A 25,043-nucleotide genomic window follows, 5' to 3' on the forward strand; every position below is an offset into this window, starting at 1 on the left:
GCGTGAAGGCGGTGTACTGACCGACACCCTGATCAATATCGAGAATGTGGTGGGTACCGGCAGTGATGACACGCTGACCGGTAACGCGGATGCCAATGTTCTGACTGGAGGTGACCGGGATGACACCCTGAGGGGCGGTGACGGGGCGGATACCCTGAATGGCGGTAATGATAACGATATCCTGAATGGTGGTGCCGGTGCAGATGCCCTGAATGGTGGTGCGGGTGTGGATACCGCGGACTACAGCGACAACACCAATGATGTGGTGGTTGACCTTGGTGCAGGTACCATCCGGGCTACAGAGGGCGGTGTTCTGACGGATACCCTGACCGGGATCGAGAATGTCACGGGTGGTGATGGTGATGACACCTTTACCGGAGATAATGGCGCCAATGAACTGAACGGTGGTGCTGGTGATGACGTGCTGACCGGTGGCCGGGGTGCGGATACCCTGCGCGGCGGCAGCAATACTGCCGTGGGTGATACCGCCGACTATACCTTTGCCTCCGGTACAGTCACCGTCGACCTGTCGGTAGCCTCACCCCAGGCGGTGATTTCCACCGAAGCGTCCGACACGCTGGAAGACATAGAGAACATCAACGGTTCCACGCTGAACGCCAATACCCTGACCGGTAACTCATCAGCCAACACCCTGCGCGGTGGTGACCAGAACGATACCCTGACCGGTAACGGTGGCATCGATACCCTGGAAGGGGGTGCCGGGGCGGATACGCTGGACGGTGGCACCGAGGCGGATGTGCTGGACGGTGGCGCTGGTAACGACATCCTCAAGGGGGGCTCCGGAGCGGACACCCTGCGTGGTGGTACCGAGATCGACACCGCGGATTACAGCGACGCGACCACCGTCGTGACCGCCGACCTGTCGGCCGCCTCACCCCAGGCCAGCGTGGCCGGTGATGCCACAGACACCCTGGACAGCATCGAGAACCTGACCGGCGGCAGTGCTGGAGACAGCCTGACGGGCAGCAGCGTGGCCAACGTGCTGACCGGTGGTGCCGGTGACGACACCCTGTCTGGCCTTGGCGATGACGACACCCTGGATGGCGGTGCGGGTGATGACGTACTGCTGGGGGGTGAGGGCAGTGACACCCTGAATGGTGGTACAGCCGATGAGACCAACGGCGATACGGTGGATTACAGCACCCACCTGCGCTCCATCACGGTTGACCTGGATGCCGGAACAGCGACGGACACCACCAGTGATACCGACACCCTGACCAGCATCGAAAACGTGATTGGCTCCAACCAGAACGATGACATCACGGGTGATGTGAATGCCAACGTGCTCAGTGGTGGCGCGGATAATGACATCCTGAGAGGGGAAGGCGGTAACGACACGCTGAACGGTGATGCCGGTGATGACACCCTGATCGGTGGTGCGGGTACCGACAGTTTCGACGGTGGTGCGGATGTTGATACGGTCAGCTACGATGGCAGCAACTTCAATGTGGTGGCCAACCTTCAGACGGGTATCGGCAGTGATGGCACCGGTGGCTCAGACACGTTCGCGAATATCGAAAACCTCGTTGGCGGTGGTGGTGATGACACCCTGACCGGCAGCAACAGCACGACGGTGGGTAACGTGCTGACGGGAGGGGCTGGTGATGACATCCTGGCCGGTGGTGCGGGTGATGATACGCTGGATGGTGGGGCAAATAACGCCGGTGGTGATACGGTTGATTTCATCAACGGCACCAATGGTGTGACTGCCAGCCTGGCGGATGGTACGGCCACGGACAGTGAAGGTGGCAGCGATACTCTGCAGAACATTGAGAACCTGACCGGAACCACCGGCAATGACAGCCTGACGGGAGACGCCAACGCGAATGCCCTTAAGGGCGATGGTGGTGATGACATCCTGGTAGGAGGCGCCGGTAATGATGACCTGGATGGTGGTGCGGGCAGTGATACTGCGGATTACAGCGCTGCACTGTCGAGCCAGAGCCTGAACATCAACCTGGCCAACAGCACGGCCACGGACCAGTTTGGTAATACCGATACCCTGAGCAATATCGAGAGTGTGACCGGTGGAGCCGGTAATGACACGTTGATTGGTGATGCTAATGACAACACCCTGACGGGTAATGCCGGTGATGACACGTTAAGAGGCGGGGTTGGTATCAGCACCGGTAATGATGTACTGGATGGCGGTGCACACGGGGCCAATGGCGATACCGTCGATTACAGCCAGAACACCAGCGGTGTTGAGGTGGACCTGTCCGCAGCCAGCAACCAGGTGCGTGAAGGCGGTGTACTGACCGACACCCTGATCAATATCGAGAATGTGGTGGGTACCGGCAGTGATGACACGCTGACCGGTAACGCGGATGCCAATGTTCTGACTGGAGGTGACCGGGATGACACCCTGAGGGGCGGTGACGGGGCGGATACCCTGAATGGCGGTAATGATAACGATATCCTGAATGGTGGTGCCGGTGCAGATGCCCTGAATGGTGGTGCGGGTGTGGATACCGCGGACTACAGCGACAACACCAATGATGTGGTGGTTGACCTTGGTGCAGGTACCATCCGGGCTACAGAGGGCGGTGTTCTGACGGATACCCTGACCGGGATCGAGAATGTCACGGGTGGTGATGGTGATGACACCTTTACCGGAGATAATGGCGCCAATGAACTGAACGGTGGTGCTGGTGATGACGTGCTGACCGGTGGCCGGGGTGCGGATACCCTGCGCGGCGGCAGCAATACTGCCGTGGGTGATACCGCCGACTATACCTTTGCCTCCGGTACAGTCACCGTCGACCTGTCGGTAGCCTCACCCCAGGCGGTGATTTCCACCGAAGCGTCCGACACGCTGGAAGACATAGAGAACATCAACGGTTCCACGCTGAACGCCAATACCCTGACCGGTAACTCATCAGCCAACACCCTGCGCGGTGGTGACCAGAACGATACCCTGACCGGTAACGGTGGCATCGATACCCTGGAAGGGGGTGCCGGGGCGGATACGCTGGACGGTGGCACCGAGGCGGATGTGCTGGACGGTGGCGCTGGTAACGACATCCTCAAGGGGGGCTCCGGAGCGGACACCCTGCGTGGTGGTACCGAGATCGACACCGCGGATTACAGCGACGCGACCACCGTCGTGACCGCCGACCTGTCGGCCGCCTCACCCCAGGCCAGCGTGGCCGGTGATGCCACAGACACCCTGGACAGCATCGAGAACCTGACCGGCGGCAGTGCTGGAGACAGCCTGACGGGCAGCAGCGTGGCCAACGTGCTGACCGGTGGTGCCGGTGACGACACCCTGTCTGGCCTTGGCGATGACGACACCCTGGATGGCGGTGCGGGTGATGACGTACTGCTGGGGGGTGAGGGCAGTGACACCCTGAATGGTGGTACAGCCGATGAGACCAACGGCGATACGGTGGATTACAGCACCCACCTGCGCTCCATCACGGTTGACCTGGATGCCGGAACAGCGACGGACACCACCAGTGATACCGACACCCTGACCAGCATCGAAAACGTGATTGGCTCCAACCAGAACGATGACATCACGGGTGATGTGAATGCCAACGTGCTCAGTGGTGGCGCGGATAATGACATCCTGAGAGGGGAAGGCGGTAACGACACGCTGAACGGTGATGCCGGTGATGACACCCTGATCGGTGGTGCGGGTACCGACAGTTTCGACGGTGGTGCGGATGTTGATACGGTCAGCTACGATGGCAGCAACTTCAATGTGGTGGCCAACCTTCAGACGGGTATCGGCAGTGATGGCACCGGTGGCTCGGACACGTTCGCGAATATCGAAAACCTCGTTGGCGGTGGTGGTGATGACACCCTGACCGGCAGCAACAGCACGACGGTGGGTAACGTGCTGACGGGAGGGGCTGGTGATGACATCCTGGCCGGTGGTGCGGGTGATGATACGCTGGATGGTGGGGCAAATAACGCCGGTGGCGATACGGTTGATTTCATCAACGGCACCAATGGTGTGACTGCCAGCCTGGCGGATGGTACGGCCACGGACAGTGAAGGTGGCAGCGATACCCTGCAGAACATTGAGAACCTGACCGGAACCACCGGCAATGACAGCCTGACGGGAGACGCCAACGCGAATGCCCTGAAGGGCGATGGTGGTGATGACATCCTGGTAGGAGGCGCCGGTAATGATGACCTGGATGGTGGTGCGGGCAGTGATACTGCGGATTACAGCGCTGCACTGTCGAGCCAGAGCCTGAACATCAACCTGGCCAACAGCACGGCCACGGACCAGTTTGGTAATACCGATACCCTGAGCAATATCGAGAGTGTGACCGGTGGAGCCGGTAATGACACGTTGATTGGTGATGCTAATGACAACACCCTGACGGGTAATGCCGGTGATGACACGTTAAGAGGCGGGGTTGGTATCAGCACCGGTAATGATGTACTGGATGGCGGTGCACACGGGGCCAATGGCGATACCGTCGATTACAGCCAGAACACCAGCGGTGTTGAGGTGGACCTGTCCGCAGCCAGCAACCAGGTGCGTGAAGGCGGTGTACTGACCGACACCCTGATCAATATCGAGAATGTGGTGGGTACCGGCAGTGATGACACGCTGACCGGTAACGCGGATGCCAATGTTCTGACTGGAGGTGACCGGGATGACACCCTGAGGGGCGGTGACGGGGCGGATACCCTGAATGGCGGTAATGATAACGATATCCTGAATGGTGGTGCCGGTGCAGATGCCCTGAATGGTGGTGCGGGTGTGGATACCGCGGACTACAGCGACAACACCAATGATGTGGTGGTTGACCTTGGTGCAGGTACCATCCGGGCTACAGAGGGCGGTGTTCTGACGGATACCCTGACCGGGATCGAGAATGTCACGGGTGGTGATGGTGATGACACCTTTACCGGAGATAATGGCGCCAATGAACTGAACGGTGGTGCTGGTGATGACGTGCTGACCGGTGGCCGGGGTGCGGATACCCTGCGCGGCGGCAGCAATACTGCCGTGGGTGATACCGCCGACTATACCTTTGCCTCCGGTACAGTCACCGTCGACCTGTCGGTAGCCTCACCCCAGGCGGTGATTTCCACCGAAGCGTCCGACACGCTGGAAGACATAGAGAACATCAACGGTTCCACGCTGAACGCCAATACCCTGACCGGTAACTCATCAGCCAACACCCTGCGCGGTGGTGACCAGAACGATACCCTGACCGGTAACGGTGGCATCGATACCCTGGAAGGGGGTGCCGGGGCGGATACGCTGGACGGTGGCACCGAGGCGGATGTGCTGGACGGTGGCGCTGGTAACGACATCCTCAAGGGGGGCTCCGGAGCGGACACCCTGCGTGGTGGTACCGAGATCGACACCGCGGATTACAGCGACGCGACCACCGTCGTGACCGCCGACCTGTCGGCCGCCTCACCCCAGGCCAGCGTGGCCGGTGATGCCACAGACACCCTGGACAGCATCGAGAACCTGACCGGCGGCAGTGCTGGAGACAGCCTGACGGGCAGCAGCGTGGCCAACGTGCTGACCGGTGGTGCCGGTGACGACACCCTGTCTGGCCTTGGCGATGACGACACCCTGGATGGCGGTGCGGGTGATGACGTACTGCTGGGGGGTGAGGGCAGTGACACCCTGAATGGTGGTACAGCCGATGAGACCAACGGCGATACGGTGGATTACAGCACCCACCTGCGCTCCATCACGGTTGACCTGGATGCCGGAACAGCGACGGACACCACCAGTGATACCGACACCCTGACCAGCATCGAAAACGTGATTGGCTCCAACCAGAACGATGACATCACGGGTGATGTGAATGCCAACGTGCTCAGTGGTGGCGCGGATAATGACATCCTGAGAGGGGAAGGCGGTAACGACACGCTGAACGGTGATGCCGGTGATGACACCCTGATCGGTGGTGCGGGTACCGACAGTTTCGACGGTGGCGCAGATGTTGATACGGTCAGCTACGATGGCAGCAGTTTTGATGTAGTGGCGAATCTGCAGAACGGCCAGGGTAATGATGGTACTGGTGGGCTGGATACTTTTACCAATATTGAGAACCTGCTGGGGGGAAGTGGTAACGATAACCTGACAGGTAATGATGATGTTAATGAACTCTCCGGCGGTGGTGGAGATGATCTTCTGTATGGAGGGCTGGGTAACGATATCCTCGATGGTGGTGCTAATACCGATACTGCCACTTATGTTGATTATGGGCGCGCCATTATTGCAACGCTGGCTGATAGTGGTGATGGCACCGCAAGTGATGCTTCTTACTCTGGCGGAACGGATGTCGACACCCTGCGAAATATTGAAAACCTGACAGGAACCTCTGGATTTGGTGACAGATTAACCGGTAACAGTGCGGATAATGTTCTTAATGGTGATGGCGGCAATGACACGTTGGTTGGTGGTGCTGGAGACGACACCCTGAATGGTGGTGCTGGCAGTGATACAGCTAACTACAGCGCTGCTACAGCTGGGCAGAATCTGATAATAAACCTTGCTAACAGTACGGCGACAGATCAGTTTGGTGATACAGATACCTTAACCAATATTGAAAGTGTTACTGCTGGTGCGGGTAATGACATCCTGACGGGTGATGGCAACGATAATACGCTTACTGGCAACGATGGTGATGACACCCTGATTGGCGGGGTGGGAGCCAGTACCGGTGCGGATACTCTGGATGGTGGTGACCACGGAGCAAATGGAGACACTGTAAGCTACGAACAGAACAGCAGTGGTGTGGTCGTGGATATGTCAGTCTCAACCAATCAGGTTCGGGAAGGTGGTGTACTGACTGATACTCTGATCAATATTGAGAATGTCATTGGGTCCACAAGTAATGACACTCTGACTGGTAATGCTGACGCGAATACTCTGACGGGAGGTGAAGGTGACGATACGCTCAGTGGTAATGACGGTATTGATATCCTGAATGGTGGCGATGACAACGATACCCTGAATGGTGGTGCCGGAGCCGATACTTTGAATGGTGGTGCCGGCAATGATACTGCAAATTACAGCAGCAATACCGATGACGTTATCGTCGACCTGTCTGCAGCAACAGTACGTGCCAATGAAGGCGGTACCTTAACTGACACCCTGACCAGCATTGAAAACGTTACCGGTGGTAGTGGTAACGATACTCTGACCGGTGATAGCGCAGCCAACCAACTGGATGGTGGTGCCGGTGACGATATTCTGAAGGGTGGCCTGGGCGCAGATAATCTGGATGGGGGTTCCCATGATACTGCAGGAGATACCGTTGATTACACCGATGCCAGTGGTGCCGTTACTGTAGACCTGTCTGTAGCATCTCCTCAGGCTCTGATTGTGGGTGAGTCATCGGATACTCTGGCCAACATAGAAAACATTGACGGTGCTACCAGCCATGCCAATACCCTGACAGGAAATACTTTTGCCAATACGCTAAGAGGGGGTACCGCAGACGATAATCTATCTGGAAACGCGGGTAATGATACGCTAGAAGGTGACGGTGGTCGGGACACCCTCAATGGTGGAGAGGGTGAAGATACTCTGGATGGGGGGGCCGGTCAGGATACCCTGATTGGTGGGCTTGGTGCTGATAGCCTGATTGGTGGATCCGGTAATGATACCGCCGATTACAGCAGTGCTACAGGCATTGTGACCGCGGACCTGTCAGCCGCCTCACCCCAGGCCAGTGTTGCGGGTGATGCCACGGATATGCTGGACAGTATTGAAAATCTGACTGGCAGTGGGTTTGACGATGCCCTGACCGGGAGCAGTGTGGCCAATACTCTGGTTGGTGGTGCTGGTGATGACACGCTTTCTGGATTGGATGATGATGACACCCTCGAGGGTGGAGATGGCGATGACATCCTTCGCGGCGGAGAGGGCAGTGATACGCTGGATGGTGGTAATCTTGCGGAGGCCGATGGGGATACTGCCGACTACAGCACTCATCTGCGCTCTATTACCGTCAATCTTGGGACAAACTCAGCAACTGACAGTACGGGTGCCACTGATACCCTGATTGATATTGAGAATGTTATTGGCTCCAATCGCAGCGATGATATTACTGGTGATAACAACGCGAATACTCTCAGTGGTGGTGATGATGGCGATACGCTTCGGGGTGAAGGTGGAGATGATACCCTGCAAGGTGGAGCCGGTGATGACACGCTGACCGGTGGCAGTGGTAATGACCGCTTTGAAGGTGGTGCTGATACCGATACGGCCAGTTATTCCAATAGCCTCGTAGATATTTCCGCTAACTTAAGTACCGGCTCTGGCCAGGATGGTCTGGGTGGGCTTGATACCTTTGTTGATATCGAAAATCTGATTGGTGGTGCTGGCGATGATGAATTGATCGGTGCTGATGGTGCTGCCAATACCCTGACGGGTGGAGATGGAGATGACACTCTGACCGGTGGGGGGGGAAATGACATCCTGGACGGTGGTGAAACCAACGAAACCCTTGGTGACACCGTTGACTTCAGTGATACAGGCAGTAGCGGTGTCACAGCGAACCTGGCTGATGGAACGGCTACGGATAGCCTTGGCGGAACAGATACCCTTCTTAATATCGAAAACCTGACCGGAACGAACGATGGTGACTCACTGACCGGTGATGCCAATGCCAATATTCTTCAGGGGATGGAAGGTGATGACACCCTGATCGGCGGTGATGGTAACGATACGCTTAATGGTGGGAGTGGTGCGGAAACCAACGGGGATACAGCGGATTACAGCGCTGCAACGGTTGGCCAGAATCTGACCATTAATCTGAGCAGCAGTACGGCTACAGACCAGTTTGGTGCAACAGATACTCTTCAGAATATAGAGAATGTCACTGCAGGTGCGGGTAATGACATCCTGACCGGTGATAATGGCAATAACGTTCTAACCGGCAATGACGGTGATGATGTCCTGTCGGGTGGTGTTGGATCATCAACTGGAAGTGACACCCTCAATGGCGGAGCCCATGGTGCAAATGGTGATACAGCTGACTACAGCCTGAATACTGCTTTTGTTCAGGTTGATCTCTCAGCTACTTCCAATCAGGTTTCGGAAGGCGGTGTGATTACCGATACGCTGATCGACATTGAGAACGTAACAGGTACCAACAGTGATGACACTCTGATTGGTGATAACCAGGCCAATGTGCTTACCGGTAATGCCGGTGTTGATACACTTCGCGGGAATGACGGGAATGACACCTTGAATGGTGGCAATGATAACGACATTCTTGATGGTGGTGCAGGCTCTGACACGCTCAATGGTGGAGCTGGAACGGATACCGCAGATTACAGCAATAATACCGATGTTGTCACGGTTAACCTCTCGCTGGCCAGCAATAAAGTAACTGAAGGCGGTGTTATTACTGACGTTCTCGACAGTATCGAAAATGTAACAGGTGGTGATGCTGGAGACACTCTGACCGGTGATAGTAACGCCAATGTGTTGAATGGTGGAGATGGTGATGATGTTCTTGCTGGCGGGGGATCGGGTGGGGACACGCTTAATGGTGGCAACAATGATTCCGGAGGCGATACAGCTGATTACAGCAGTGCCGGGGGGGCGGTCACCATTGATCTTTCCGTTGGTTCTCCAACTGCGCTGGTCAGTGGCGCTGCGCCAGATTCGTTAAGTGGTATTGAAAACATCTGGGGTGGAAATTTAGGTAACGATCTCACCGGTAATAACCTTGATAACCTGCTGCGTGGTGGTCAGTTAAGCGATGATCTGAGTGGTAATGGTGGTACGGATACTCTTGAAGGCCTGGCAGGCAGTGACAATCTCGATGGTGGTGCGGGCGATGACATTCTGGATGGTGGTGATGGCAATGACACCCTGAAAGGTGGTCTTGGCGCAGATACTCTCCGTGGTGGTCTGGATATTGATACTGCTGATTACAGTGATGCTATTGGAGATGTAACCGCTGATCTTTCTGCTGCAAATCCTCAGGCCACAGTTGTCGGTGACGCAACCGATACTCTGGAAAGTATCGAAAACCTGATTGGTGGTACGGGTAATGATGCTCTATCGGGCAGTAGTGCTGCTAACACTCTGCAGGGTGGCTCTGGCTCTGACACATTATCAGGTAATGATGGTAATGATGTGATTGAGGGTGGTGATGGTGATGATACCCTCAATGGTGGAGAGGGTAGCGATACGCTTCGTGGTGGTGAAGGAGTTGAAACCAACGGAGATACTGTCGACTACAGTACCCATCTCCGGGCTATTACTGTTGATCTCAGCAGTGGGCAGGCAACCGACGCAACCGCCGATGTTGATACATTGGTTGATATTGAGAACGTCATTGGTTCAACCCGCGGCGATACACTGACCGGTGATGCATCTGATAACCGTCTTGAAGGTGGTGATGGTGGTGACAGAATTACCGGTGGTGCTGGTAATGACATCATTATTGGTGGTGATGATGCCAGCGTTGATATTGCTGATTATTCTGCTGAAACAACCACCGTCACGATTGATCTCCAAAACCAGAATCTTAATGAAGATGGTCGTGGCGGTAGGGACACACTAACGGGTATTGAGGAAATTATTGGTGGTTCCGGTAATGACTCCATCCTTGGCGACAGTAATGCGCAGACCCTTAATGGTGGTAGTGGTTCGGACACACTGAGTGGTCGTGATGGTGATGATACCCTCAATGGTGGAGCCAATGATGACACGCTTTCCGGTGGTGCTGGTCAAGACACCATATCTGGAGGTGGCGGTAATGATACGGTTGATTACAGCTATCAGACGACAGAAGTTGTTACCGTTAACCTGTCTACCAACCAGGCAACGGAAGGTGCGATTACCGAAACCCTGAGCAGTATTGAGAACGCTATTGGTGGTTCCCAGAATGACACACTGACAGGCAGCAACTCTGCCAATAGTCTGACCGGTGGTGCTGGTGACGATACCCTGCGGGGTGGTGCGGGTGCTGACACTCTGGATGGTGGCGACGATGTTGATACCGCAGACTATAGCCTTGATACAGGTTCGGTGAACATTGATCTGGATGGAATCTCCACCGATGGCAGTGGTGATCAGGATACCCTGACCAATATTGAAAATGTGCTTGGCAGTAATCAGGGAGACTCCATCACCGGTAATGGCAGCGTTAACTTGTTACAGGGTGGCCTCGGAGATGACTTCCTTTCTGGTGAGGATGGTGCAGATACCCTGGAAGGGGGTGGTGAAAACGACACCCTTCGTGGAGGTCGTGGTGCCGATACGCTTGATGGTGGTACCGGCATTGATACGGCGGATTATAGCCAGGACGGTATTTCGGGCGTTACTGTCGACCTCTCCGTAGAAGTTGTAGGAACAACACCTGCCACAGCAACTGACGGGTTCGGTACAACAGATTCTCTGATCAGTATTGAGAATGTTATTGGTAGTCAGGGCGCAGACACCATTACCGGTAATGATCTGGCCAACCAGCTTCAGGGGGGTGATCTAGGAGATACCCTTATTGGTGGTGGTCAGGATGACGTCCTTAAAGGGGAAGCTGGTGATGATATCCTCCGGGGTGGTGCTGGTAATGACACACTGGATGGTGGTGCCGGCCTTGAAGACACCGCAGATTACAGTGATGAAACGGGTAATGTCACTGTTGATCTTTCTGCCTCTGCGCCTCAGGCAACGGATGGTACCGGTGGCTCGGATACCCTTACCGGTATTGAGAACGTTACTGGTGGTTCGGGTGCGGATCAGCTGACGGGAGATGGTAATGAAAACCGTCTGGATGGTGGTGCAGGCAATGACACACTGGTCGGCGGTCAGGGCGCTGACGAACTGATCGGTGGTGATGATATTGATACTGCGGATTACAGCTCCAGTAATCTCTTCGTTAATGTGAATCTGGATACTGGAGTGGCCTCGGCTGATGGTTTTGGTTTCTCAGATACGTTGAGTGGCATTGAGAACGTTATTGGTAGTAACGGTGACGATACTCTGGCCGGAGATGACCAGAATAATGAGCTGTCTGGTGGACTGGGTAGCGATACGCTATCTGGCGGAGGGGGGAATGATATTTTCCGCGGAGGCTCCGACGGCAGCTCAGAAAACACCGTTGACTATACCAATGCTGCTGCATCAGTAACTGCAAACCTGACCGATGGTATGGCCACGGATGATGGTGATGGTGGTCAGGACACCTTCTTTGATATTGATAACATTCGCGGTAGTGGTAATGACGATGCGATTACCGGTGACGGAAACGCCAATGATCTCTTTGGTGGTGCAGGGGATGATAACCTCAGAGGCCGCGCTGGTAATGACCGCCTTGAAGGTGGTACCAACACCGCTGTTGGGGATACCGCCGATTACACTTTGGCCGCGAACGGGGTTAATGCCAACCTGGCTATTAATAAGGCAACTGACGATGGTGATTCGGGTCAGGATGACCTGATTGAGATAGAGAATATTACTGGTAGTAGCTCTAATGATTCACTGGTCGGTGATAACAATAGCAATACTTTGAAGGGTATGAACGGCAATGACAGCCTGAACGGTGCCCAGGGCTCCGATACCCTTGAAGGTGGTGATGGTTCTGACACTCTGGTTGGTGGTGAAGGAGCGGATACTATCGATGGTGGTTCCGGATCTGGTACGGATACCGTTGACTATTCAACCGACCTGGATGCCAATAATGATGGCATTGGTGTTGTACTTGACCTTTCAGCTGCCTCCAACCATGCCACCGATGGCAGTGGTTCCATTGATACTATCACGAATGTTGAAAATGTCATTGGCAGTAACTTCAAGGATACGCTGACCGGCGATGCCGGAGTAAATGTACTGGAAGGTGGTCTGGAAGATGACACTCTGGCCGGTGGTGCAGGTGCAGATACTCTGGATGGCGGAGCAGAAGGCAGTGGAGGGGATACCGCTGACTACACCAACGCTCTGGGCTTTGTGACTGCAAATCTCTCTGGCTCCACGGACACCGCCAGTGTTGATGGTGATGCCATTGACACTCTCATCGATATTGAAAACCTCAGGGGTAGTGCCTTTGCCGACAGACTGACTGGGGATGGTGGCACCAACATTCTGATGGGAAATGACAGCGATGATATCCTCAATGGTTTGGGGGGAGATGACACTCTGGAAGGCGGTCTAGGGCTGGATACGTTGGATGGTGGGCTTGGGGCTGACACGCTAAGGGGAGATATAGGTGACGATACCCTGATGGGTGGTAGTGGTGATGACATTCTTGAGGGGGGAGATGATGCTGACAGACTTGAAGGTGGTTCCGGAGCGGACCAGCTGAAAGGAGGTGATGGCACCGATACGGCAGTATACAGCAACGATGCCAACAGCATTACGGTCGATCTGGCTGCAGGTACGCCCAATGCCATTGATGGTTCAGGTGCAACGGATACGCTGGAAAGTATAGAAAATATCGTGGGTAGTGCCGGTGCTGATGACATTACCGGTGATGATCAAGTCAATCTGCTTCAGGGTGGTGATGGTAACGATACGCTGAGAGGCGGTGGTGCTGGGGATATCCTGCAAGGTGGAAGCAACCAGGATACTCTGTTCGGGGATGCCGGTAACGACTCACTTGATGGTGGCGGTGGTGATGATACCCTCGATGGAGGTATCGGTAGTGATACCCTTGATGGTGCTGGAGGCAATGATACCGCTGACTACAGTCTGGCGTCCGGTGGGTTGAATGCGGATATTTCGGGTGTGACAGACACGGTAACCATCGGCTCTGACACGGATACTTTGATCAGCATTGAGAACATTACCGGCAGTATTCATGCCGATGTGATTACCGGTGATGATGGGATCAATATTCTTCGTGGTAATTCGCAGAACGATACACTTTTTGGTAATGCCGGCAATGACGAGCTTCAGGGTGAAGATGGCGACGATACCCTGATCGGCGGTGCGGGCAGTGACGTTATCAATGGTGGCGAAGGTGCTGAAACTAACGGGGATACTGTTGATTATTCAGCCCATGGCCGGGTAGTCAGTGTAGACCTGATTAATGGTACGACTACTGATGGGACTTCTGATACCGATACGTTGATTGATATCGAGAATATCAAAGGCAGTGCTCTTGGCGATACGCTCACGGGTGATCTGAACAATAACGTCATTGAAGGGCAGAACGGCAACGATACCATCAATGGTAATGCGGGTGCTGATAATTTGCAGGGTGGTAGCGGTGATGACACGCTGATTGGTGGCCTTGGCAGTGACATCCTTAATGGTGGTACAACCGGCGAAGCCGATGGTGATACAGCAGACTACAGCTCTGCTGGTGACTCAGTAAATGCTGACCTTTCCCTCGGAACTCCGCAGGCCGTAGTCAGTGGTGATGCTACAGATACTCTCATTAGTATCGAAAATATCCGTGGTAGTTATCATGTCGATACCCTGACCGGTGATAATAACGATAATGATCTTTACGGTGGGCTTTCCGGAGATACCCTGCGAGGCAATGGCGGTGTAGACCTTCTCTTTGGTGAAAGTGGCGATGATACCCTGATTGGAGGTGACGGTAACGACACGTTGAACGGTGGCAGTGGTGGTGAGACTGGTGGTGATACAGCAGACTACAGTGCCCGCACAACCTCAGTCATCATTAACCTTCAGAATCAGGCCCTGAACAACGATGGCAGCGGTGGTCAGGATACGCTGGTTAATGTTGAGAATATAACTGGTGGTAGTGCTGCAGACACATTGACCGGTGACTCTGGAGCCAATGTCCTTACGGGTAACGACGGTAATGACGTACTGGCCGGAAGAGGTGGTCAGGATCGACTTGTGGGTGGCGGTGGCTCCGATATTGATACGGCGGATTATAGTGATGCTGCCGGAGGTGTTGTTGCCAATTTGACCGACTCTGAGGCCACCATTGATGGTGATGGCAGCTCAGACCAGTTGATCGATATTGAAAACATTATTGGTAGTACCAGTAACGACAACCTGACGGGTGATGGTGAGGTCAATGTTCTGCAGGGTGGTGTGGGTAATGACACTCTGAATGGCATGAACGGTAACGATACCCTGGAGGGGGGGGACAACGATGACACCCTGATTGGTGGTGCTGGAACCGATACGCTCAATGGTGGTGGTGGTGCCGATACTGCTGATTACACGGATGCCCTGTTCGGTATCACCGTTGACCTGTCCTCTGCTGCCCCCCAAGCCTCCAATGATGGCTACAACAGTACCGATACCTTGATTGATATTGAGAATGTTACAGGTAGCCAGAACAACGATACGCTGACAGGGGATACCCAGAACAATACCCTGAAAGGTCAAGGTGGTGTTGATACCATTTCCGGTGGCGGTGGTATTGATACCATCGAAGGGGGAACCGGTGATGACATTCTGGATGGAGGGACTGGTGGTGATACGTTGCTGGGTGAAGCCGGGAATGATGATCTGACCGGTGGTGATGGTGCTGACACCCTTGAAGGTGGCGATAATGATGACACTCTTCGTGGTAACAGCGGTAATGACACGCTGAAAGGTGATGCCGGTAACGATACGGTTGACTACGGCGGGGTTACCGGCGCGGTAACTGCAAGTCTGCTGGCCAATCAGGCGACCAGTGATGGTAATGGTGGCCAGGATACCTTTGAGAATATTGAAAACCTGATTGGTGGTACCCAGGGAGACACTCTGATTGGGGATAATCTTGGGAACCGACTGGAAGGTCGTGAAGGTAATGATGTTCTGAAAGGTGGTCTCGGTGATGATGTTCTTATTGGTGGGGATGATGCCGGAACCACTGACCGGGCTGATTACGACGATGCTCTGGGCGATGTGATTGTTAACCTGACCACAGGTAGTGCCTCCGGTGCCAGTGGGAATGATACCCTGACTGGAATTGAGAGTATCCGCGGCAGTAATCACGATGACACGCTGACCGGAGATGGTAATGCAAATACTATTGAGGGGCTGGATGGTATTGATACCATCCGTGGTGAAGGTGGTAATGATACCCTCTTTGGTGGAGACCAGAACGATATCATTTATGGTGGTGATGGCGCTGATAGTATCAGCGGACAGAATAATGATGACACCATCAGTGGTGGAGCAGGAAATGATAATCTGGATGGTGGTGCAGGCTTCGATACACTGGATTATAGCGATTACAACAATAATCTCACGATAGATATTCAACTTACGCAAGTGAATGCCGGTACTGGTGATGTGGATACTATCAGTGCCTTTGAAGCCGTCACCACGGGTAGTGGTGATGATACTCTGATTGGTGATTCTGGAAACAATACGCTGATTGGTAATGCTGGTGCCGATAGAATCACTGGATCCGCAGGTAATGATACTCTGGATGGTGGTGCTGGTAATGACACATTCATAGAGTGGCTTGGAAGTGACACCATTGATGGTGGTGCGGATATAGATACTGTTGATTACATTAACCTGACTCAGTCTGTTCAGGCAACTCTGGTGCTTGGCGGTGATGGCACAGCTGTATCAGGCGTTGATACTGACATTCTTCGCAATATCGAGAACATCATAGGAACTAACCTCGGCGATACCTTGACGGGTAATGCGGCTGTCAATGAGCTTACTGGGGGGCTTGGCGACGATACCCTGACCGGTGGAGCTGGTAACGACATTCTTAACGGTGGTGATAACACCGACCGGGATACTGCAGACTACTCATCCAATACCAGCTCTCAGAGTATCCTCATCGATCTCGGTAATCAGGCCAGCAATAATGACGGTCAGAATGGTGTAGATACCTTGACAGGTATTGAAATTATCCGGGGTGGTGCGGGTAATGACCAGATCACCGGTGACGGTGAGAATAACGATTTCTACGGTAACTCGGGTACCGATACGCTGGTTGGGGCCGCTGGTGATGACAATCTTTATGGTGGTGATCAGAACGACACTCTGAGAGGGGGTGAAGGTACTGACTTGTTGGATGGTGGTTCTGGCACCGATACCGCTGATTACACGGATGCAACTGGTGATGTTGAAGTTAACCTGACGACCAATCGTGCCCGTGAGGGTGGTGTTCTGACAGATTCATTCAATGAAGTGGAAAACATTCTTTCAGGTAACCATAACGATACCCTGGTTGGTAGTGGAGGCGTTAACCGAATTGAAGGTGGTCAGGGTAATGACACGATTACCGGTGGTTCTGGTGATGACCAGCTGTTTGGTGATGATGGTTCTGACACCTTCATAGAAGGGTCTGGCAGTGACACCATAAACGGTGGCATTGGTGTTGATACTGTGGACTATCGCGGTGTTCTGGGCGTCAACATGACCATTGATCTTGATAATGGCTCTGGTGTTGATACTGGTTCTGCAGCAACCGGGGCAGCTGACACCGATACGCTCATTGATATTGAAAATATTGTTGGATCAGCTGGTAATGATGACATAACCGGTAACAGTGAGGATAACGACCTCTCCGGCGGTAGCGGTAATGATCGGTTAGTGGGTGAGGCTGGTAATGACTGGTTCCGCGGTGGTGATGGTGTGGATACCGCCGATTTTGGGTATCAGACCAACGATCTCATTATCAATATGGCCGACAGCACTAATAATAATGATGGTCATGGAGGCAGGGACAACTTTGTTGATGTTGAAAATATTATTGGTGGTTCAGGTAACGATACGCTGACCGGTTTTGTCCAGGACAATAATATTGATGGTGGTGACGGGAATGACATCCTTGTCGGTGGTCGGGGTGACGATACTCTGAATGGTAATGATGGCTCTGATACTGTTGATTACAGTAGTGCTGATTCCGGCCTGACGGTCGACCTTTCCAGTGGTGCCCTGGTCGATGATACGCTCTTTGGTCAGGATACCCTTCAGTCAATCGAAAACGTCATTGGTGGTGACTTTGCCGATACGCTAACCGGCGACAACGTCAGTAATACGCTCCAGGGAGGCTTGGAGAATGATGTTCTCAGCGGGCTTGGAGGCACTGATATTCTTGAGGGGCAGGATGGTAATGACACACTGAGCGGTGGTGATCTCATTGATACCCTTCGTGGTGGTAATGATGATGACATCCTTCGAGGCGGGTCAGGTAACGATAACCTGTTTGGTGATGCCGGTACTGATACTGCTGATTACAGTGATCAGACCCAGTCGGTCACCATTGACCTTCTTAACCAGTCCGTTAACAACGATGGTCAGGGTGGTAGAGATACGCTTTCCGATATTGAAAATCTGTCTGGTGGCAGTAACGCCGACACCCTGTCTGGTAACAATGTTGATAATGTGATTCGTGGTAATGCAGGCAACGATACCCTCAGTGGCAGCGGCGGTGCTGATCAGCTCTTTGGTGATGCGGATGATGATATCCTGCTCGGTGGCGCTGGCAGTGATACTCTGGATGGTGGCGGTGGTACCGGTGATACCGCAGATTATACCGGGCATGGCAGCGCAGTTACTGTAACGCTGACCAACGGTGGCGCTGGCAGTGGTTCGGCGACGGATGCAGGAACCAGTGATGTTGATACATTAGTTGGCATTGAGAACCTTACCGGCAGCAGCAATAACGATACGTTGAATGGTAATGACCTGGCTAACGTTGTCTATGGCGGAAATGGTGCAGATACGATCAAAGGCGGCGATGGTGCGGATACTTTATACGGTGGCACAAGTACCAACGATAACAGCCAGAATGACATCGTTGACTTCAGCGGAGCTGATAATGCAGTAACTATCGATCTTGCCAATGAAGAAGCCACCAATGATGGTTATGGCAACCGTGATGTGGTCATCGATATCGAACGAGTCATTGGTACCAGTCATAATGACTCAATCCGAGGGGATTCCGCCAATAACCGGTTTACCGGTGGTGATGGCAGTGACACATTCTACGGTGCGGGAGGCGTCGATACCATTATTGGTGGTACCGATGGCTCCGATGGTACTGGTATCGATACGGTTGACTACAGCGATGCGGCTGGGGCGGTAACTGTCGACCTGAGCAGTAATGCTGCCAGCGATGATGGTGATGGTGCTAACGACAATCTGATTGGTATTGAAAATGTGATTGGCTCTACCAACGCAGATACCATCACTGGAGATGATGAAGCAAACCGTATCGAAGGTGGTGACGAAAATGACACCTTGATCGGTGGCGACGGTGACGATGAACTGCTCGGCCAAGATGGTGATGACTTCCTTGAAGGTGGCCTGGGTGCAGATACCCTCAATGGCGGTCTCGGTAACGACCGCGTTGATTACAGTGCATTCAGCGGCTCTTTGACGATTGACCGTTCTGCCGGCGGTGATACGTTCCAGGTGGATTTGGGGAACGGTAATCTGGATACCCTTATCAGTATTGAAGACCTTGTCCTGGGTGAAGGTGATGATGTCATCATCGGTGATGCTGATGATAACCGCTACGATGGTGGTCTTGGTAATGACCGTCTGGAAGGTCGTGGTGGTAATGACACCCTTAATGGGGATGAGGGTAATGATACGATTCAGGGTGGGGACGGTAGCGATATTCTCGATGGCGGTGAAAGCCCTGGAGATAATGACACGCTTGATTACTCTGACACTACGGCAGGCCTTACCATTGATCTTGGTTCATCTACCGTTGTCGATACTGGGCGGGGGACGGATACCATCGCTAACTTCGAATCGGCGAATGGCGGCTCTGGAAATGACACCCTGATTGGTACTGCTGAAGTCAATATTCTTGATGGTCAGGGAGGCGACGACACCCTGTACGGAAAGGCTGGTTCCGATACCCTGATTGGCGGATCCCATGGCAGTGTCGGAGATACTGTGGATTACAGTACCCATGGTAGCAATATTACTGCAACTCTCGGGGCAGGTGGTAATGGCACGGCTTCTGATGGCACGGATACTGATACTCTGCAGGGGATAGAAAACATTAACGGTACTTCCGGTGGTGACAGCCTGACAGGGAATGATTCAGCCAACGTTCTTAATGGTAATGGTGGTGTTGATACCATTAATGCTGGAGGTGGGGCTGATACTGTCAATGGTGGTACAGGCGCTGACAATATCAGTGGTGGTTCAGGCAATGACACCATTCACGGTAATGAAGATGGAGACACCATCAACGGGGGAGACAATAACGATACGCTCTATGGTGATGCCGGTGCTGATACCCTGAATGGTGATGCCGGTGATGACACGCTCTATGGTGGTACCGGGAATGACACCATTGATGGCGGTTCTCATGACGCCAATGGTGACACCGTGGATTACTCCGGTAAGGGAGCTATTACTGTCGATATGACTCTGGGCAGTAATCAGGTCAGTAATGATGGTGAAGGTGGTCAGGATACTCTGATAAACGTTGAAAACGTTATTGGAACCAATGGTAACGACAGCATTTCCGGTAATACCAGCGATAACCGTCTGGAGGGTGGTGCTGGTTCGGATACCCTGAACGGTAATGCGGGGGCTGATACCCTGCTTGGTGGCAGCGGTGCAGATACCATCGACGGTGGTGCAGACAATGACACCATTGAAGGGAATGCGGATAACGACAACCTCACCGGTGGTCAGGGGGAAGACTTCCTCAAAGGTGGTTCTGGTGAGGATACCCTCCTGGGTGGCACAGAAGATGACACCCTCTGGGGTGAGGGTGATAACGATAATATTGATGGTGGTGCCGGTAATGACTCCATTAACGGTGGTGGTGGTATTGATACCCTGCTTCTTACTGGTGCAACAGAAGCCGTCAATATTGACCTTCAGGCGGGTACCGCAACCAATGATGGTTATGGTACCAGCGACAGCAGCATCACTTTTATTGAGAACGTGACCCTGGGTGGCAACGGAGGTGTTGTTACTGGTACCAGTGGTGTTAACGTCTTAACAGGCAGTACCGGTACTGATGAGTTCCATGGTGGGGGTGGGAACGATACCCTGCTGGGTAATGATAATAATGATCAGCTCTTTGGTGATGCCGGACAGGATACCATTTATGGCGGAACCGGTAACGATACCATCGAAGGTGGAACTGAGAACGACCTGCTTTACGGCGAAGATAATAATGACACATTACGTGGTGATGCCGGTCAGGATCAGCTATTTGGGGGCGCTGGTGTTGACACTCTGGAAGGTGGTGATGATAACGATACCCTGGAAGGTGGCGATGATGGAGACTTCCTCCATGGTGGTGCTGGTGTTGATACCCTGAGAGGCGATGCTGGCAACGATGAACTCAATGGTGATGCTGGTGACGATACGCTGGAAGGTGGTTCTGGCGCTGACACCCTCAACGGCGGTGACAATAACGATACCCTGACCGGGGGTACTGAAGATGATGCCCTCAATGGTGGTGCCGGGGATGACACTCTGGTCGGTGGTGCGGGTGATGATACCCTTGATGGTGGAACCGGTACCCAAGACTGGGCTGATTACAGTGGTGTTGCCAGTAATGTTATTGCAGACCTTAGTGATACGGTTGGCACCAATGCTGTAGATGGGGAAGGCTTCAATGACACACTGACCAACATTGAGAATATCCGCGGGGGAGCACAGGTAGACATTCTTACCGGTGATAATAACGCAAACCATCTGGTAGGAAATGGTGGGGATGACACGCTTTCAGGCGGTGATGGCGCTGACCATCTTGAAGGTGGTGCCGGTAATGACTATCTGACTGGTGGAGCGGGTGTTGATGTCATTGATGGTGGTGAGAATGCTAACGACAATGACACCGTTGACTACGCCAGTGAAACCGCCACTGTTACGGTAAATCTTGCTCCTGTATCCCAGACTGCGACCGTAGGTGCTGTGACAGACAGCCTCACAGGTATCGAAAGTGTGGTCACAGGAAGTGGCGATGACCAGCTGACGGGTAATGGTGATGCCAATACCCTGACGGGTAATGCTGGTAATGACACCATTAACGGTGGCGCAGGGAACGATACCATTAATGGTGGCGATAACGACGATATCCTCAATGGTGGTGCTGGCAATGACAGCATAGATGGTGGCAGTGGTGATAATGACCTGCTGGATTTAAGCACTGCCACTCACACGATTAACCTTGACCTTGGCGATGGTGAAGCCATTCAGGATGGTTACGGTTCTTCAGACAGTACAATAACTCGCATTGAAAATGTGACCGGTGGTGGTCTGGCTGACAATATTACCGGTAATGCTGCTGCCAATATTATCAGAGGTGGTGGCTCCGGAGACCGAATTGCTGGTGGTAATGGTAATGACACCCTCTACGGTGATGGTGGCGCAGATACTATTGAAGGTAATGGTGGTGATGACACCATCTACGGTGGTGATGGTAACGATACCATTACCTTTGCGGATGCCAGTGCGGTTACAGTAAATCTAGCGACCAACAGCGCTACCGGAGAGGGTAACGATTCTATTTATGAGTTTGAAAATGTTATTGGGAGTTTCTCCAACGATACGTTGATTGGTGACAGCGGCGCTAATACCCTGGATGGCAGTAATGGTGATGACACCCTGAAAGGGGGCGCTGGTGACGATATTCTTGAAGGCGGTGACCACAGCAGTCTTGGGGATACTGTTGATTACAGTGATGCCACCGGAAATGTAACGGTTAACCTTGCAGGCCAGACCGGTAGCAGTACTGACCAGGGCAGCGATACTCTTCGCAACATTGAGAACATTACTGGCAGTAACCAAGCGGATACGCTGACCGGAAGTACCGTAAATAATACCATTAATGCGGGCACCGGTAATGACACCATTTATGCAACCGATGGCAGCGATACCATTGATGGTGGCGGTGATACAGATACTCTTGATTACAACGCCTCTCACTTTAATGGTTCAGGTAACGGTATTACGGTCACGTTGAATGGATCCTCTAATGGTTCAGTTACTCACGGTACGGATACTGATACGGTAAAAAATATTGAAAACGTCATTGGTACCAGCAATGGCGATACCATTTCTGGTGATAACTCCAATAACAATCTGACGGGGCTGGCGGGGAATGACACGCTGACCGGTGGGCTGGGTACTGATACTCTGGATGGCGGTGCTGATGATGATACCGCAGACTATAGTGGCCATGCAAACCTTGGAATCACAGTTGTTCTGAATGGCAGTGGTGCTGGTACCGTTAATGACGGGACGTTCACCGATACGATCCGCAATATCGAAAATATTATCGCGACCGATGGCGCTGACACGATTACTGGTGATGATCAGGATAACGAAATAACTAGCGGTGCCTTGAACGATACGATTAACTCGAGCAGTGGTTCTGACACCATCGATGGTGGCAGCGGCAGTGACACCCTGAATTACAGCTCTAATGGCAGTGGCATTACGGTTACATTGAATGGCGCTTCAAATGGAACTGTCGCCAAAGGTGGTAATACCGATACGGTTCGCAATGTTGAGAACGTTATTGGTACCTCAGCTATAGACTCTTTTGCTGGAGATGGCAGTAACAACAGTTTTGAAGGTAACGGTGGTAACGACACATTCTCTGGCAGTGCGGGCAACGATATTCTGGATGGTGGAGCAAATACAGACACGGCTGATTACTCAACTATCTCTGGAGGTGTGACAGTCACACTGGCGAATAGTGGTGACGGCTCTGCTACGAAAACCAGTGGCTCTGATACGCTGAGGAGTATTGAAAATGTTACCGGGACCTCGGGCCAGGATACGTTAACTGGTAATGATTCGGTAAACCGTCTGGATGGTGGAGCGGGAGACGATGTACTTATTGGCGGTGCTGGCGGTGATACACTGATTGGTGGTGCTGATAATGATACGGTGGATTACAGTCAGGATACCGGTGCAGTTACTGTTGATCTCTTTGGTACCTTTGGCCTGGATGGTGGTGGTGGTTTCGACTCATTATCTGGCATTGAAAATATTACTGGTTCTGATAACGCGACTGGTGACATCCTGCGCGGTGATGGCTTAGCCAATATCATTAATGGTGGCGGCGGTAACGATGATATTGCTGGTGGTGCTGGTGCTGATACGTTAAATGGTGGTACCGGTAATGATGATATCAACGGTAATCAGGGTAACGATACCATCAACGGTGATGCTGGAGACGATACCATCCACGGTGGCTTCGGTAATGATACTCTGGATGGGGGCTCAAATACGGCCGCTGGTGATACTCTGGATATGGTTGGTAATGTTACCGGCGCTAGTGACACACCGGATGATATTACCGTTGACCTTTCTGCTACTCCAAATGCCCAGGGGTATATCACCGTTAACAAGAGTTATGGTGGTGGCGCGAACACTGGTACTGACCTGGTTAAAGGGTTTGAGAACGTCACCACTGACCATGGTAATGACACCCTGATTGGTGATAATGCCAATAACATTCTCACCAGTGGCCGAGGTACAGATATCCTTCGAGGTAACAATGGTAATGATACCCTGAATGGCGGTGATGGTGATGATATTCTGGAAGGCGGTTCAGGAGCCGATACGCTGAATGGGGGTAATAACACGGATACTGCTGATTACAGTAATGATGCCAGTGGTGTCACCGTCAATCTGCAGTCTGGTTCGGCAACGGATGCCAGCGGCAGTACCGACACCCTTAACAGTATTGAGAAGGTTCTTGGCTCTAACAGCACGATCTCGGGTGATAACCTGACTGCTCACAGCACCATTGCCAATATACTGGAAGGTAATGCCGGTAATGATACATTAACGGGCTTTGCAGGTGACCAGCTTATTGGTGGTGCTGGTGATGATGTCCTGAATACAAACCTTGCTGCTCTGCAGAATGCTTCAACAGTTCTGAATGGTGGAGCAAACAACGATACTCTCAACCTGGATGAAGGAGTTACCTTCAATCTCAGCAGTTATGCCAATCTGATCGACAATGTCGAAAACATTGATTTCACCGGAGGAAGTGCCGATACCATCACTATCTCCATGAATGATGTCAGTTCCATTACTGGAGGGAATAGTCTGGTCATTGATGTAGATAATGGCACCGATGGAGTTACGGTGAATGATGCTACCAATGTTCAGAACAATGCCGGCCAGGATATCTATACCGATGGTAGCGGCAATACGATAACCGTGAACTTCCTCTGATCTTCTT

Annotated in this window: 1 protein-coding gene (running past one end of the window); it reads left to right on the forward strand. The window is 52.8% G+C overall.

Annotated elements, in window-relative coordinates; translation table 11 throughout:
• Positions 1 to 25,036, forward strand: partial view of a hypothetical protein gene (locus ACOCLE_RS22670; protein ID WP_419534356.1) — the 3' portion only. 19,715 nt of this gene lie to the left of the window's left edge; 25,036 of the gene's 44,751 nt are visible here — the last part of the coding sequence; its start codon lies beyond the left edge, outside the window; its stop codon occupies positions 25,034 to 25,036.
• The last annotated feature ends 7 nt before the right edge of the window (positions 25,037 to 25,043 follow it).

This window comes from Endozoicomonas sp., assembly GCF_965196975.1.
Classification (GTDB): domain Bacteria; phylum Pseudomonadota; class Gammaproteobacteria; order Pseudomonadales; family Endozoicomonadaceae; genus Endozoicomonas.